Origin of the sequence: Actinocrispum wychmicini (assembly GCF_004345645.1) — a bacterium.
GTDB lineage: Bacteria > Actinomycetota > Actinomycetes > Mycobacteriales > Pseudonocardiaceae > Kibdelosporangium > Kibdelosporangium wychmicini.
The window spans coordinates 486,095-501,494 of sequence record NZ_SLWS01000004.1 but is presented as its reverse complement, the minus strand read 5'-3'; the positions used below and the strand labels follow the sequence as shown (position 1 = coordinate 501,494).

Sequence of the window (15,400 nt, the reverse complement as noted above, 5' to 3'; positions counted from 1 at the left end):
AGATGCGCTATCTGGTTTCCGTGATCGACGACGAGACGACCGCCCCCACCCCGGCCGAGCTGGCTGCCACCGACGCGTTCAACGACCGGCTCAAGGCCGATGGCCACTGGGTCTTCGTCGGCGGCCTCGCCTCGCCCAGCACGGCCACCGTGATCGACAGCCGGGGTGCGGAGGTGGTGTTCGCCGACGGGCCCTTCCTGGAGTCGAAGGAGTACCTCGGCGGCTTCTGGATCATCGAGGCGCCCGACCTCGACGTGGCGCTGAAACTCGCCGCTGAGACATCGAAGCACTGCAACAGGAAGGTCGAGATCCGGCCGTTCCTGGACGAGTGAGCGTGGCGCGCGGGCGAGCCCCGGCTTCGAGGCTCGCCCGCGCTCTTGAACACGTTGGTCAGCGTGACTGGAAGTTGGCGAACGCGCCGAACCGGTTGTCCCCGGCGTCGGACTCCGTGAAGAAGCCGCCGAACATCAGGTTCCCGACCGAGGTACCCATGTCGTTCGTGCCGACCCACATCGTGTAGGTCTGGCTCACCGACGAGGAACCCAGCGGGCGGACCAGGGTGAGGGTCCGACTGCCCGGCTCCCACGTGCCGCCCAGGAACTCATCCGCCCCCCGCACGAAGTAATGCATGTTCGCGATCACGCGTCCCTGCGCCGCGGTCAGGATCCGCAAGGTGCCGGTCGAACCGTTCCCGTTGAACTGGTAGAGCCCGGTGATGTCCACGTCAGCGCTGGCAGTCGCCGCCGGCTTCGCCTTGTCCACGGCGCCCGACGCCGACCCGCTCGTGAGTCCGGCCACCGCCGCGACCATCACCACGACCACGGCGATACCCTTACGCCATCGGTTTTGAGGCATGCTGGTCCTCCCCTTCCGGTCCTTCTTGTCGAGCAACAGATTTGTTGACCAAGAGGCACGTTAGGCGTGGTAGCGGGCCCACAGCATCCGGGAACCCCGCAAGATGCGGCGAGCGAGATCCGACCCGAAGTGGTCAGACGTTGGCGGCGCGAAGTGCGCCGGGGATATCGCTGAAGTCCGCGGCATGGTCGCGGGCCCACTGCGCGAAGGTCCGTGCCGGTTGGCCGGTGACGACCTCCGCTGTGGGCAGCGGGCCGAACTGCGCCGGATCGACATCCGCCACCGCGTCCGGGTCGGCCGGATTTCCGTCGTAGTCGGTGAAGCCGAGCAGGAAATCCGCGGCCGCCGCGGCGAAACCACCCTGCGCGAGGTACACCTGCCGGGCCTCGGCCGGGCTGAGCGCCTCGAAGCGGATCTCCTCGCCGATCGCCGCCGCGATGGCACGCACCTGGTCACGAAGGCTGATCATCGCCGGCCCGTTGATGTCGTAGACGTTGCCGACATGCACGTTCTGCAGCAGTGCCGCGATCGCCACGTCGGCGATGTCCTGCTCGTGCACGGGAAACCACCCTGAGTCAGGGTTGGCGTCCCGCACCACCCGCTCCGCTCGGATGGACGGGCCCCACAGCGACAGCTTGTTCGCCGCGAACTCGCCTGGCCGTACGTGTGTCCACTCCAGCCCGGACTCCTCCACCGCCCGCTCCACGGGCAGGTGGATCGTCGTGTCGTAGCCGGCGGTCACCGCCCCTGACGACAACACAACCACGCGACGCACCCCCGCGCGCGTCGCCAGGGCGACCACTTCCCGTGCCGTGGCGGCTTCGGGAAACAGGTACATCCGGTCGACATCGGCCATGGCCGGTCCCACCGTGCTCGGTTGGGTGAGGTCGCCCGCCATGACGTCGACACCGTCGGGCAGCACGGCCCTGGCCGGATCCCGCGTCAGGGCGCGCACATCCACCCCCGCGTCGAGCAGTCCCTGGGTCACAAGTCGCCCCACATTGCCGGTCGCGCCGGTCACCAGCACTCGCATCCGCTGAGCCCTCCCATAATTTCCGTACCATCTACGGATAAACAATACCGTAGCATATACGGAAATTGGATGCGAGGAGACCTGATGGAACGCAGTGGCGGCGGCGACCCCAGCGCGACCCTGCGGCTGCTGTGGCGTGGCGCCGCCGTGGACACCGGCCGGCCCACCCGCGGCCGGCCACCGAAGATCACCCTCGAACAGATCGTCACCGCGGCGGTCACCGTGGCCGACCGCGACCAGCTTGAGGCCACGACCATGGACAAGGTCGCCAACGAACTGGGCGTCGGCACGATGTCGCTGTACACGCATGTCCCCGGCAAGGCCGAACTGATCGACCTGATGGTGGACGCCACCTGGGGTGAGCTGGCCCTGCCGTACGGCGCGGATCCACGGCCGGACGGCTGGCGGGCACAGGTGGAGCTGTACGCGCGTCAGGCCGCGGCACTGCACGAGCGCCATCCCTGGCTGCGTGAGATCTCGACCGTGCGTCCACCACTGGGCCCCGGCCTGCTGGCCCGGCAGGAGTACCTGCTGTCCGCGCTGTCGGGCACCGGCCTGGATCCCGTTCAGGCGGCGGCCGCGACCGACGCGATCGTGACCTTCGTGGACGCGGCCGCCGGCGCGCAAGCCGAACACGCGCACGCCGAGCAGCTCAGCGGCCAGTCCGACCCCGACTGGTGGGCGGCCCGACAGGCGTTCTGGACGGAGATCTTCGACGTCACCCGCTATCCCGCCATCGCGCGCGCCTGGGCGGACGGCGGTTTGAGCCGCAACGCCGCTGAGGCCTCCGCGCTGGCGTTCGACCTCGGCCTGCGCAGCCTGCTGGACGGGATCGAAGTGCGCGTGACATCCGGTTCGTGATCACCCCGGGTCACGCCCCGTCCAGCAACGCGATCATCCGCCGGAGCCGAAGGTCCACGATCTTGCCCAGCTCCGCGCGCGCCACCCGCGCCTCGGCATCCTTGGGGTTGCCGAGGCGCTCGGCGATGTCGTCGACGATGCCCGGGAGGGTACGGCCGTCGGCGGCGACCAGGTAGGTGAAGCCGAACCGGGCGCGGTAGCGGTCGTTCAGGTCCGCCAGCCCTGGGCCGTGCTCGACCGTGATCCGCAACGACGCCTGTTCGATCGTCGAGAACTTCGCCGGCAGGTCGGCGTCGTCGGTGGGCGCGCCGATCTCCGGGTGCTTGTTCACCAGGTCCACCAGCGCGTCGTCACCCAGCCTGGCCAGCTCCGCGCCGGCGGCGGCCAGCAGCGCGTCGAGGTCACCGAACGGCCGTTGAACGCTCAACCGGTCCGCCCACCTCGCCCAGCCACAGCAGGCGTACAGCAACTCGACCGCGCGCCTGTGGTCGGCGGCGTCGAACCGTTCGATCCCAGAGGTCCGCAGCCCGGCAAGCGTCCGGCAGAAGACCTGGATCGCGGTGTCCGACGTCAGCCAACGCGGATACGTCCGGATCCCAGCGACTTCCCGGTCCAACGCCGCCCGGATCGTGCTCGCCTCGTCCGTGCTCACCGGCAGCCCCAACGACTCACCAAGCGCGACCACCATCGCGTCGGTGGACAGGCTGTCCCAGACCCAGCTCATCTCGGCCCCCACCAGGTGCGGCGACACACAGGACGCCGCCGGTGGGAACGCGTCCGGGCCGTGCCTGAGCACGGTCTCCACATCCCTGGGCATGTGCCGGAGGAACGCGTACGCGCCGACCACCGGCTTCAGCGGCGAAATGGGCACACCGGACTCCTCAGCGACCGTCCGGGCCAATGAGGTCAGTCGGGTCATGTCGATGCCGGTCCGGACGCCGTAGAGCACTTCCAGGGCCAGCACGACCTCCTCCATGGCCGCGAACCCCGCCCGGTAGGAGACGCCGCCGACCGCGACGTCCGGTGACGCCCCTGCCGTGGCCGCCGCGATCGTGCAGGCCGTGGCCAGGCCGAAGTCGTCGTGGGTGTGCATGGTCAGCGGCACCGGCGCGACTCGTTGCCGGAACCGGCCGAGGAACACCTTCATGGCTTCCGGGCCGAGGCTGCTGAGCGAGTCCATCAGGTCCAGCCGCACCGCCCCCAGTTCGACGGCCCGGTTCGCCACGGTCACCAGCTCGTCGAAGTCGCGCAGGCCGGCCTGGGCCAGGGTGATCGTCACCGCGACGCCGAGACTCCCCGCCACATCGAACAGTTCGGCCAGTTCGTCGAGTTGACGCGCGCGGGCATCGTCGTCCGGCGCCGGCACGATCCCCGGCGCGAGCGTGTCCGCGCCAAGGTCGACAAGCAGTTCGGCGGTCTCCCGCATGCCGACCGGCTGCGGGTTCCGGCCGTCGGACAGCAGGGTGTCGGCGTACACGTTGAGGGTGAACCCGAAGTCCCGGGCGCCGATGGCGCGCAGGAGTTCGAGCTGACGTTCGACCGGCGCGCGGCCGCCGGCCCAGTCCACGTTCAGGCTCTCGTGCCGGACTCCGGCGAGCGCGAGCTGGTCCGCGATCCGCAGGAAACCGTCCATTGTGGTCAGTGAGCCCGCGGTGAACAGCGTCTTGCGCAACGTGCTGTCGATGATCTCGATAGGTTCCGGCCAGTCAAACCCATCTTGGATGTTGAACGGACTGACCCGCCAGCTGTCACCGGACACGACGCAACCCCCACCGCTCCAGGCCCGTCGCCGCGACGAAAGCGAGGACGGCGAGGACTGTCGCGACCACACCGGTCCCCCAAGCCCTGGCGTACTGGGCGTACGACACCGAGTCGACGAACAGGAAACCCAGGCCGCTCTTGCCGATCAGGAACTCGGCCAGCATCGCCGACAGGATCGTGCTCGGCGCCGCGATCCGTACGGCCACCAGGAGGTTGGGCGCGGCGCTCGGCACGAACAGCCGGATCAACGACCGCCACTTCGAGGCACCCAGGACCGTGAACAGGTCCCTGCTCGCCGGCGACGCGGATCGAAGGCCCGACCCGACCAGGCTGAACGCCGGGAAGAACGTGACGATCGCGGTGATCGCGACGACCGTGGGCTTTCCGGTGCCGAGCACGCCGATCAGCACCGGCACGATCGCCACCACCGGGACTGAGCGCATCAACACGGCCGTGGGCGTGAGCACCGCCGTCAGGATCCGTGACGCCCACACCAGGACGGCGAGCACGAACCCAAGAGCCGTACCAAGCACCAGTCCCGCGAGCGCGGTCCACATGGTCGTCAACAACGCGCCCAGATAGGCGCCAGGATGCTGGACGAGATCCGCCAGCACACGTTCCGGCAGCGGGGCGACCAGCTCGGTGTAGCCGTTGGCCAACACCCAGACCCGCCAGCCGACGACCAGCACGATCAGCGGCCAGGTCAGTTCCAGGACCCGCGACAGAATCCGCACCCGATGCCTCCTCAGGTGAACCGGCGCACGGCCGCTTGACGAACGCCCGCCAAGGCGCCGTACATGACCAGCGACAAGATCGACGTACCCAGCGCGGCCGCCCAGAGCTGCTCCACCTTGTAGTTCTGCATGGAGCTGACGAGCAGCACACCGATCCCCCGGGCCGCCCCGAACCACTCCCCCACCACCGCGCCGAGCAACGCGGCCGGCGCCGCGAGCGCCAGGCCGTCGAAGAAGGCGGGCACGGACGCCGGCGCGGTGAGCCGTGCCAGGGTCTTCAGCCTGGACGCGCCCAGGACCCGGAACAAGTCCTGGGTGTTGTCCGCCGGCCGGGAGAACGCCGACGACATCGCGACGAACACCATGAATCCGGCGCCGAGCGCGGCGATCACGGCCGGTGTCCGCTCACTGCCGACGGTGGTGATGAGGATCGGCCCCAGCGCGATCAGCGGAACCGTGCTCAGCACGATCGCCACCTGGCTCATCCCCGCGCGCAGCCACGGCACCAGCAGTCCGAACGTGGCGGCCACCAGCCCGGCGACCGTCCCGATCAGCAGACCGCTCAACGCCTCGCCGACGGTGGCGGCGACGGCCCGGCCGAGGATCAGCCGGCCCTGGTCGCTCCCGCTGTAGGCCACCACGTCCGACAACGGCGGCCAGATCGGCCCGGCCAGCCGGAACCGCCCGACGACCTCCAGCACGGCCAGCAGGATCACCACACCGGCCACGTTGACCCCGAGCTTGCGCAGCACGGTCATCGCGTCTCCGAGTTGTCCAACATGGACGTCAGCCGGTCCACGGTCCGGTGGAACTCCGGGGTCCGGGTGAACTCCTCGCCACGCGGTCGAGCCTTGTCGACGGTCTCGATGTGCGCACACGATCCCGGGCGGCCGGTCATCACCACGACCCGGTCGGCGAGCAACACCGCCTCGGGCACATCGTGGGTCACCAACACAGTCGTCGTGCGCTGCGCTGCCCACACCCCGCCGAGCTCCAGGTTCAGCCGTCGGCGGGTCACCGCGTCGAGGGCGCCGAAGGGCTCGTCGAGCAGCAGGACGTCCGGGTCCAGCGCCATCGAGCGGGCGATCGAGATCCGCTGCTTCATGCCGCCCGACAACTGCCGCGGCCGGGCCTTGTCGAACCCCGTCAACCCGACCGTCTCAAGCAGACGCCGAACGCGCTCGGCCGGCACCGGTCGGCCAGCCAGCCGGAACGGCAGTGCGACGTTCTCCCACGCGCTCGCCCACGGGAGCAACGCGGAATCCTGGAAGGCCACCCCCAGCCGATGTTGCTCGATCAACGCCGACGGTGGACCACCCTCCACCCGCACAGTGCCGGAAGTGGGCGTCTCCAGGCCCGCGATCATCCGCAGCACCGTCGACTTGCCGCAGCCCGACGGTCCGAGAATCGCCACGAACTCGCCTTGGTCCACGGCCATGTCGAAACCGTCCAGGGCACGGAAGGAATCCCGCTTCCGGCCCAGCGTGAACTCCTTGGACACCGCGGTCAGCTCCACCGACCGGGTCGACGCCGTTCGGTCGAATATCCCCGCGGCCGGGGCCGAGCTGCTCACAGCCGGGCGCCGTTCTTGAACACGTCGGCCAGGATCGACGTGTCGATGACATGCCTGGGGTCCGGCAGCGACGACGCGCCCGCCAGGCGCAACCATGTGTACATTGTCGACTCCACGACGCCGGGATCCATCCGCAGGATCCCGTTCGCCTTGGTCAGCGTGCTCTCGGTCAACGGCACCTGCAACTGGTTCTGCCTGGCCTGCTGCTTCTCGTTCAGTCCGAGGTCGACACCGTACTTCTGGATGACCAACTTCGCCGCCGCGTCCGGATCCGCCGCGTTGTCCTGCCAGCCGCGAGCCGACGCGCGCATGAACCTGACCACCTGGTCCCGTTTCTCCTGCACCAGGGACCGCTTGCAGCAGATGACGTTCGCGTAGGCCGGGCAGCCGAGTTCGCTGTAGGTCACCACTTCGTACCCGGACCCGCGCTTGAGGCCGAACTGCTCCTCCAGGATGATCGGCTGGTTGGTGACGAAGCAGTTGTACGCGTCGCCCTGGCCCTGGACCAGCGCGCCGGGGTCGAACCCGGTGGGGATGAACTCGAAGTCCGGCGGCAGACCGTTCGCTTTGTACAGTCCGTTGAGCAGCGGCTGCGTACCCTGCTGGCTGAGGATCCGCAGGCCTTTCAGGTCCGCGGCCGTCCGGACCGGTCGCTTGGCCAGCGACAGCAGGCCGTTGGGATCGGTCTGGAACTGCGCGCCGAGCATCACCAGGTCGTTGCCCTGGCCGATCACCTCAAGGACCTGACGCATGTTGGGATCGACCGTGAGATCCACGGCGCCCGACGCGAGCTGCACGTGCGGCAACGGCGTGTTGGTCCCGCCGCCCTTGAACGTCACGGCCAGCCCCTCGTCCCGGTAGTAGCCGCGGTCGGCGGCGAGGAAGAACCCGGCGAACTCCACGTCCGTGATCCAGCCGAGGGCGACCTTGAACGCGGTCGTGCCGCCGCTTCCCGCGCCACCGCCACAGGCTGCTGTCCCCAGCATGACTCCCCCGGCGGCCAACGCCTTGAGGAAACCGCGGCGCGATCCAGTTCTTTCGGTGAGTTCTTCGAACACGATTCACGCCCTTCGTGAGGTGGGTTGGGGAACGGCCAAGGAGCGCAGGCCACGGGCGGAGCGCGTCAACCACACACCGCCGGCCGCGGTCACGCGCGCCATGTCGCCGGCACACACATGCCCCAGTCCCGGCACCGAATAGTTGGGATGCACCTCGATCACCATGTCCTGCGCGAAAACCACGTCCGCGAAGCGTGGATCGACCTGCGCGACACCGGAAACGCCCCGCATGCCCGGCTCGGAGTAGCTCAGGCCGAGCCCGTGACACAGCTGGAACCGGAACGGGTCGGTCCCGTCGTACGGACACGCGTCGTCGACCATGTCCGTGATCCGCCGCGCGAAATCCCGCAGCGACACACCCGGCTTCATCAGACGCGCGGCGACGTCCTGGATCTCAGTCAGCCGCGCCGCGTGTTCCGCGAGCAACGCGGTGGGTTCGCCGATCACGCCCATTCGGAGGCTCTGCCCGAAGAACCCCTCGTACGCGACCGTCGTCCCGATCTGGACCCGGTGTCCCTCGGCCACCTCCGCCCGCAGCTCGGTGAGCTCGAAATAGGTGGTCTCCGGTCGCGTCCCCGTGGCCAGCCAGCACCGCGCGTAGTCCGCGCCGAGCGAACGGCCAACCTGCTCAGTCAACGTCATCAGGTCGGCGCCGGTACACGGCCGCTCGGCCGCGGCTGTCAGCACGGCTTCGACCATCGCGTCCGAGATCGCGGCGACCGTCTCGGCCAGCCCGATGAACTCCCCGTAGTGGTTCAGCCGCAGCTCGTGGAGAACTCCGTCGTACGCCACGCCACTCGGCACCACCGACGCCAACGGGTTCGCGAGCTCGGACAGCCCCGCGACGCCGACGCGCCGCGTCGTGCCCAGTACGTCCGAGATCGCCTCGGCGAAGGGCGCCGGGCCACCGGCGATCCGACGGACGTCGAAGATGTCGCCGGCCCGGGAGGCGAAGCCGCGGGTGTCGTGCGGGCCGACCGCGATCACCACGGCCTGATCGTCGCACGGCACAACGACCACGGCCGGGCTGTAGAGCGCCATCCACCCGGTCAGGAACCGAACGTTTCCCGGCGAGTCGGCGACGGGACCCAGGCAGGCGGGAGCCCCTACGACCACGACGGCGTCCAAGCCGTCGGCCTCAGCCCGCCGCCGGAGCGTGGCCAAGCGGCGTTCGAGCACATCCGTGGCGATCATCCGGCCCTCCCGACACCCGGCAGCGACCTGAGGTACGCGGCGCTGGACTGCAGGAAGTCGACGGCCTCGGCATGGCCGAACGGGCGGGCGGCGACGGTGGCCATCGAGTCGGTCTCCCCCGCCGTCACGCGGCGGCTGCCCTCGACTCCCAACCGGACGGTGCCGGCCAGTTCGGCCGGGCTCAGGTCCTGGTGCTGCGCGTGCCAGGCCGGGTCGTAGATCTCGATCACGAGCGGCCGCAGGTACGGGTGCGGTTCGGCGGACTCGCCGGGCGCGGTCACGGTTTCCAGGCTCAGGTGGACAGGCATGCCGGCCAGAACTTCGAGGATTCCGGCGATGTCGACGACCCCGTGGCCGACCGGGGCCAACTGGTAGAGCAACCCCTCGTCGGTGATCGTGAGCAGGCAGTCCTTGACGTGCGTCTGCCGTACGTACGGGGCGACCCGGCGCGCCGTCCCGATCGGGTCCTCGCCGCGCTGCAGCAGGTTCGTGGTGTCGAAGGTGACGCCCAGGACGTCCGGGCCGACCTGGTCGATCAACCGGACCAGTTCGAAGCTGGTGATCTCCTCGTGCGTCTCCAGGTTGAGGTGGACACCGTTCGCCCGGCAGATCGGCGCCAGCCGCGCGAGGAAGTCCGCCGTCTGGGCCAGCTGGTCCGCCCACTCGACATCGGTGCGGAACCGGTCGTAGGCGAACCGACCGGGGTAGTTCTTGAACCCGCCGGTGACCACCCAGAGCTCGACGCACCCGATCCCGGCGGCCGCCTCGATCGCCCGACGGAACCCGAGCAGCGTGTCGCCGTCGCCGGCGCGCCGCAGGTGCGGATGCTCGGCCATGGCGTAGGGGTTCACGTTGCCGATCCCGGCTTCCAGATACAGGCCGAGCTCGTCCGCCCGGTCCCGGAAGCCGCTCAAGGCACCGGCGTCGAGATCCGGATCCATGTCGAAGACCGTCCGGTAGAACACGCCGTCCAGCCCCATCTTCTTCGCCAGGTCCAGCCGTTCGATCGCCGGCCGTCCGTTGGCGCCGGGGACCTTGCGTCCGTCGATACCGACAAGCATGCACACTCCTTTACGGGGTGACCGTGATCCGGTCGCACACGGACCGGATGTGGTCGCGGCTCGCCAGAAGGGCCGCGACCGCTTCGGCGTGGCCGAAGTCCACCTCCGGCGAACACCCCTCGTGCTCGCCGACGATGCTCGTGAACGCGGCGAACTCCTCGACCGTCAGGTGGCCGTGCGACGTCACGAAGTCCGGGTCGGCGATCGGCAGGACCGTCACCGGCGCCGGCCCAGGAAAGTCCACACGGGACTCCTGGTTCTCGATGGTGAGCGTCACGTTCGGCCGGCCGGCGGACACAGCCGACACGACGTACTCGAAGTCGACCAGGCCCTCGCCGCAGGGCACCAGATCGAACCGGTATCCGTCGCCGACGCGCGTGACCGTGCAGTCCTTCAGCTGTGTCTGACGCACGTAGGGCGCGACGCGGTCCGTGGTACGGCGGGGATGTTCGAGCCGCTGCAACGGGTTCGCGGTGTCGAAGACGATCCCGCACACGTCCGTCCCGACGGCCTCGACCAGCTCGACCAACTCGAACGAGGTGATCTCCTCGTGGGTCTCGAGGTTGACGTGAATGCCGAGGTCCTTCGCGACCGGCCGCAGCTTCTGCAGGAATCGGCGGGTCGCGGTCAACTGGTCCGGCCAGCTCACGTCGGTGCGGAACCTGTCCCACACGAACTTCCCCGGGTAGCCCAGCTGGTAGTTGGTGGTCGCCGCCCACAGTTCGACGCACCCGATCTCGGCGCAGGCCACCATCATCCGGCGGAACCCGAGCAGGATGTCCCCGTCGCCGGCCGCGCGCAGCTCGGGCATCTCCGGTGTGGCGAACGGGTTCACCTTGCCCAACCCGGCTTCGAGATACATCCCGAGGTCGTCGGCGTGCGCGCGGATGTCCCGAAGCTCGCCGAGGTCCAGCGCCGGGCTCATGTCGAGAACGGTCCGGAAGAAGACACCGTCGAAGCCCAACGCCGCCGCGTCGTCCAGGGTCCCGTGCGGACCTCGGGCCGCGGCTCCGGGGAACTTGCGCCCGTCGACCCCGACGCGTGGCCTGGTGACTTCTTGGCACATCGCTGGGCTCCTTGGTAACATCGTCGCAAACTGGTATGACCGCTCTTACCAATTCGGGGACGGTAGCAACGAGGTGATCCGTTGTCCAGCGTTTCGCCAGGTCGTCTGGTCCGCGGGTATGTTGTCCGTGACCGGCCGACCGCTTTCAGGCAGGAGACCGAATGAGCTCGGGCACCCAGCGCGCCAGGGTCGCCGACCAGTTGCTGCGGGACATCCGGGCCGGCCGCTACGAGGCGGGTGCCCGGCTGCCGTCGGAGCGGCAGATGTCCGAGGCGCTCGGCGTCTCCAGGCCGGTGGTCCGTGAGGCGCTCGGCATGCTCAGCTCACTCGGCCTGGTCGACGTCCAGATCGGCCGCGGCGCGTTCGTCACCGCGAAGGACGTCACCGTCCAGTCACAGAACGCCCAACGCTCACTCATCGACGTGACGGTCGTCCGGGAGGTCCTGGAAAGCGGCGCCCTCGAACTGGCCGCCCGCCGCGATCCGTCCGAAGTGGACATCGAACCGGTCCGGGCGGCCCTGGCGGAACTGGAACGCTGCGTCGAGCGCGGCACCCACGCGACGGCCGCGGACCACGAACTGCACCGGGCCATCGTCGCGTCCGCCCGCTCGGCAACGGTTCTACGGCTGTGGGACGAGCACACCCAGGAGATCTCGAACGTCATCCGGATCAGCCCAAGCGGCGGCACCATGGACGAGTCGACACTGGACCGCCACCGCACACTGGCGAACGGTCTGCTGACCGGCGACGCCCAGGCCGCGCTGGCCGCGTGCCACGACCTGCACGAGGACTACCGGCGGTTCCTGCGCGACCTGCTGGACTAGGCCGCCGACCTCGGAGACATGCCAGTCACGGTGATCTCCGGGCAACGCACCGGAACGGCATGAACGCGAAACTCTGCGAACGCCGCCCACGCCTTCCGGGCCGCACAAAGCCCACGCGGACGACACATCCTCGCCGAACGATCCGGCCACTACGTACCCATCACCCAACCGGACATCGTGGCCAGCGCGATCCACCACCTCCTCGCCAGCGAAAACGGGCGGCCGCCCAGTCAAGTTCGGATCGGCCGCTCAGTCTCGACGGCCGAAGCGAAGCGGGAGCGCGTTCGGGCCGTGGATTCCGATGGGTGGGCGCCAGGTGAGCGGGCCGTCAATCACCGGCGGCCCCAACCGGGCCGCGAGCACGGGAAGAGCCTCGCTCATCTCGGCCCGCGCGAGCGCGGCACCCAAACAGTGATGCGGTCCGGCGCCGAACTGCAGGAGGGCTGACCCCGGCCGGACGGCGGTGATGTCGAACCTGGCACCGTCAGCGAAGACCCGCGGATCACGCTGGGCGATGGTCACGCACATCGTGATGAACGTGTCCTTGGCGATGTGCAGGCCCTGGTAGTCGAAGTCCTGTGCGGCGAACCGATAGAGGGTCGTCGCCGTCGGAATCCACCGGATCACCTCCTCGACGGCCTGGTCGGCCAACTCTGGCCGGGCAGCCAGCAGGTCCCACTGCTCGGGGTGCCTGGCGAAGGCGACCATCGCGTTGGCGAGCTGATGGCGAGTGCTGTCGTGTGCCGCGAAGACCAGGGTGACGATGAGGTTGGCCAACTCCGCCCGACTGACCCGGCCGTCATCCCGTTGCGCCACTACCAACGCAGAGATCAGATCGTCGCCCGGCGTGGCCGCCTTGGCCGTCATCAGGGCGTCGACGTAACCAGTCAGGCCGACCAACGCGGCCTCGACCCGGGCCCGGATGTCCCCACCGTGCGCCAGGCTGAAGACCAGGCCGACATCCGTGGTCCAGACCCGGAACGTGTCGTAGTCCTCGGCCGGCACGCCGAGCAGTTCGCACATCACCGCGAGCGGCAACGGATTGCCGAAGTCCGCGATGAACTCACACACCTCGACGGACGCCAGCTCATCAGTCAACTGCTGTGCCTTCGCCCGGATGAACGGCCGCAGCCCATTGATCATCCGCGGGGTGAACGCCTTGCCAACCAGGCCACGCAGCCGATGATGGTCCGCACCGTCATGGTTCACGATCATCGGAACGAACCAGTCATAGATCGGGCCATCGAAAACGCCGTTCATCTCCAGATAGCGTTTGCCGTTGTGGTCCAGCCGCTGATCCCGCAACAACGCGTTGGCCTCGGCATAACGCAGAACCAGCAGACCGATCGGACTGTCCGCGTACCAGCTCTTCGCCTGCGCTTCGACGACCAACGAAGCAGTGAAGTCGAATTCTGGATCAACAATGTTGAGAAACGGAACATCACTCGACTTTGATACACCATCCACCACAGTTGACATTTCCACGTCCTCCCACCGGAATCACCTCCACCATGTCGCACAGCCACCCGTGATCGGAAGAGCACAACCGACCACATTTGCTACGGACGCAGGCCCGCGTCCCGAGCGATCAATGCGGCCTGGACCCGGTTGGCCGCGTCCAGCGCGGTGAGGATCCGGCTGATGTGCGCCTTGACGGTGCTTTCCCGCATGCCGAGCGCGGCGGCGATCTCGGCGTTGGTGGCGCCTTCGGCAAGGTGGCCGAGCACATCGGTTTCGCGTGGGGTGAGGCGGTCGATACGGGCACGGGCGGCGGTGCTGAGCGGGCGGCTGGTGCGGCGGTAGTGGTCGATGAGCCTGCGGGCGGCGGCTGGATGCAGCATGGGTTGGCCGCCGGCCACCACCCTGACCGCGCGGACTATCTCGGCCGGATCGGTGTCCTTGAGCAGGAAGCCGGCGGCTCCTGCCTCGATCGCGCGGTAGACGTACTCGTCGATGTCGAAGGTGGTCAACGCGATCACCTGGGCGGGGTTGGGCATGGCCCGCAGGCGCGCGGTCGCGGCGATGCCGTCCATCCTTGGCATCCGCAGGTCCATCAGCACCACGTCGATGTTGTGGGACATGGCTTGGTCGACCGCGCCGAGCCCGTCGGCCGCCTGCGCGACCACGGTGATGTCCGGTTCGTCCGCCAGCACGTCGCACAGGCCGAGACGGACCAGCGCGTCGTCGTCGACGATCAGGGTGCGGATCATGGATCGGGTGTCTCGTTGTCGGTCGTGGCGCTGTGGCCGGGGGACGGTACCGGGAGGCGGGCGGTGAGGTGCCAGCCGCCGTCGTCGAGACCGTAGTCGATCGTGCCGTGCAGTGCGTGGATCCGCTCTCCCAGGCCGATCAGGCCGTAGCCGGGTGATCGGGCCGGGGGCGCCGAGGCGAAGTCGTTGGTGATCCGCACGACGGTGGCCGGTGGTCCGTAGCGCACGGCCAGTCGCGCTGGTGCCCCGTCGGCGTGCTTGCGGACGTTGGTGAGCCCTTCTCGGGCGATCCGGTGCACCGCCAGTCGGTGACTGGCCGGGACGGCGTCCGGATCGCCCTCGACGACGGCGTCGATCACCTGTCCGGCCGCGCGCGTCTCGGCCAGCAGCGCGGGCAACTCCGGGACGCTCGGGACCAGGCCTGCCTGCGCGGTCATAGCTGGATCCCGCAGCGCGCCAAGCAGATCACGCAGATCGTCCAGCGCCTGGGTCGAGGTCGTGCGCAGCAGGTCGATGCGGGTGGCGACCTGCGGCGGCAGCGTCGCGGCCCGGCGGCGCAACGCGCCGGTGTGCAACGCCAGCACGCTCAGTCGGTGCGCAAGGACGTCGTGCATCTCCGCGGCGATCCGGGCGCGCTCGGCCATCCGGGCGCGCTCGGCACGCAGCGCACGTTCGGTGCGTAACCGCGCGACCTGGTCCGCCAGCGCGGCCACCAGTCGACGTCGCCCGCCTGCCCACATGCCCAGTGCCAGCGGCAGAACCAGCAGGATCACCGGGCCGGGATCGTGCGGCGCCCACAGGCTGAACTCGGGCCCCATGAGCAAATTCCCCGACACCGCGGTGACGGCCGCCGCCACGCTCATCGTGATCCGGTTCGCCGAGGCCAGATGGAACAGCATCACCACCAGCGGCAGTGCGGCGCCGAGCAGCGCCGCCGCCAGCACCGCCAGCACCGCCGCGAGCCCCGGCCACCGGTGTCGCACCAGCAACGCCAGACTGGCCACGACGGCAAGCGCCACCGCAGGCGCCATCATCGGACCGCCGCGCGCGTGGGTTTCCTGTGCCGACATGACACCTACGACCAGGGTGAGCAGCCCGTCGTCCCACCACGGCCACTTCCGTTCCAGGTCGCCGATCATGCGCGCAATCGTAGGCGGCGCCCGGACACGG

The 15,400-nt window shown here is 69.1% G+C and carries 16 protein-coding genes; 3 read left to right on the top strand and 13 right to left on the bottom strand.

Annotated features, from left to right (window positions below; genetic code table 11):
• The first annotated feature begins 2 nt into the window (after window positions 1–2).
• On the top strand, window positions 3–332 hold the full coding sequence (locus EV192_RS20345) for a YciI family protein (protein WP_132117603.1): 330 nt from the start codon (window positions 3–5) through the stop codon (window positions 330–332).
• 58 nt (window positions 333–390) lie between these two features.
• On the opposite strand, the gene EV192_RS20340 is transcribed toward EV192_RS20345, so the two are convergent.
• Complete coding sequence (locus EV192_RS20340; RefSeq protein ID WP_132117601.1) at window positions 391–855, bottom strand: hypothetical protein; 465 nt, start codon at window positions 853–855, stop codon at window positions 391–393.
• Between the two features lie 133 nt (window positions 856–988).
• The gene (locus EV192_RS20335; RefSeq protein ID WP_132117599.1) at window positions 989–1,888 is read right to left on the bottom strand and encodes an SDR family oxidoreductase; all 900 of its coding nucleotides are present in this window, start codon (window positions 1,886–1,888) and stop codon (window positions 989–991) included.
• 84 nt (window positions 1,889–1,972) lie between these two features.
• On the opposite strand from EV192_RS20335, the gene EV192_RS20330 reads away from it, so the two are divergent.
• Window positions 1,973–2,749, top strand: coding sequence for a TetR/AcrR family transcriptional regulator (locus tag EV192_RS20330; protein ID WP_132117597.1), 777 nt, complete (start codon window positions 1,973–1,975; stop codon window positions 2,747–2,749).
• A 10-nt stretch (window positions 2,750–2,759) separates the two neighbouring features.
• Here EV192_RS20330 and EV192_RS20325 read toward each other — a convergent pair whose 3' ends face one another.
• Genes EV192_RS20325 through EV192_RS20290 form a run of 8 tightly spaced genes read right to left on the bottom strand, consistent with a single transcriptional unit; the run spans window position 2,760 to window position 11,196 of the window.
• The gene (locus tag EV192_RS20325) at window positions 2,760–4,508 is read right to left on the bottom strand and encodes a 2-oxo-4-hydroxy-4-carboxy-5-ureidoimidazoline decarboxylase (RefSeq protein ID WP_207926148.1); all 1,749 of its coding nucleotides are present in this window, start codon (window positions 4,506–4,508) and stop codon (window positions 2,760–2,762) included.
• On the bottom strand, window positions 4,498–5,244 hold the full coding sequence (locus tag EV192_RS20320) for an ABC transporter permease (RefSeq protein WP_132117595.1): 747 nt from the start codon (window positions 5,242–5,244) through the stop codon (window positions 4,498–4,500). The genes EV192_RS20325 and EV192_RS20320 overlap by 11 nt, the downstream gene beginning before the upstream one ends.
• An 11-nt stretch (window positions 5,245–5,255) precedes the next feature.
• Window positions 5,256–6,002: an ABC transporter permease gene (locus EV192_RS20315; RefSeq protein WP_132117593.1), complete on the bottom strand. Its 747-nt coding sequence runs from the start codon at window positions 6,000–6,002 to the stop codon at window positions 5,256–5,258.
• On the bottom strand, window positions 5,999–6,817 hold the full coding sequence (locus EV192_RS20310) for an ABC transporter ATP-binding protein (RefSeq protein WP_243726959.1): 819 nt from the start codon (window positions 6,815–6,817) through the stop codon (window positions 5,999–6,001). The genes EV192_RS20315 and EV192_RS20310 overlap by 4 nt, the downstream gene beginning before the upstream one ends.
• Window positions 6,814–7,875: an ABC transporter substrate-binding protein gene (locus tag EV192_RS20305; RefSeq protein ID WP_132117589.1), complete on the bottom strand. Its 1,062-nt coding sequence runs from the start codon at window positions 7,873–7,875 to the stop codon at window positions 6,814–6,816. Before EV192_RS20305 ends, EV192_RS20310 begins: the two co-directional genes overlap by 4 nt.
• Window positions 7,876–7,878: 3 nt before the next feature.
• Complete coding sequence (locus tag EV192_RS20300) at window positions 7,879–9,069, bottom strand: M24 family metallopeptidase (RefSeq protein ID WP_132117587.1); 1,191 nt, start codon at window positions 9,067–9,069, stop codon at window positions 7,879–7,881.
• Window positions 9,066–10,130, bottom strand: a complete 1,065-nt coding sequence (locus tag EV192_RS20295; RefSeq protein ID WP_132117585.1) for a sugar phosphate isomerase/epimerase family protein — start codon at window positions 10,128–10,130, stop codon at window positions 9,066–9,068. The genes EV192_RS20300 and EV192_RS20295 overlap by 4 nt, the downstream gene beginning before the upstream one ends.
• Before the next feature lie 10 nt (window positions 10,131–10,140).
• A complete protein-coding gene (locus EV192_RS20290) occupies window positions 10,141–11,196 on the bottom strand; it encodes a sugar phosphate isomerase/epimerase family protein (protein ID WP_132117583.1) in 1,056 nt (351 codons plus the stop codon).
• Window positions 11,197–11,357: 161 nt separating this feature from the next.
• Between EV192_RS20290 and EV192_RS20285 the strand changes: the two genes are divergently transcribed.
• Window positions 11,358–12,020, top strand: coding sequence for a FadR/GntR family transcriptional regulator (locus EV192_RS20285; RefSeq protein ID WP_132117581.1), 663 nt, complete (start codon window positions 11,358–11,360; stop codon window positions 12,018–12,020).
• Window positions 12,021–12,269: 249 nt separating this feature from the next.
• Here EV192_RS20285 and EV192_RS20280 read toward each other — a convergent pair whose 3' ends face one another.
• The 3 genes from EV192_RS20280 to EV192_RS20270 form a co-directional block, all read right to left on the bottom strand.
• Window positions 12,270–13,412, bottom strand: a complete 1,143-nt coding sequence (locus EV192_RS20280) for a cytochrome P450 (protein ID WP_243726958.1) — start codon at window positions 13,410–13,412, stop codon at window positions 12,270–12,272.
• Between the two features lie 167 nt (window positions 13,413–13,579).
• The gene (locus EV192_RS20275) at window positions 13,580–14,230 is read right to left on the bottom strand and encodes a response regulator transcription factor (RefSeq protein ID WP_132117577.1); all 651 of its coding nucleotides are present in this window, start codon (window positions 14,228–14,230) and stop codon (window positions 13,580–13,582) included.
• Window positions 14,227–15,369, bottom strand: coding sequence for a sensor histidine kinase (locus EV192_RS20270; RefSeq protein ID WP_132117575.1), 1,143 nt, complete (start codon window positions 15,367–15,369; stop codon window positions 14,227–14,229). The genes EV192_RS20275 and EV192_RS20270 overlap by 4 nt, the downstream gene beginning before the upstream one ends.
• Window positions 15,370–15,400 lie beyond the last annotated feature (31 nt).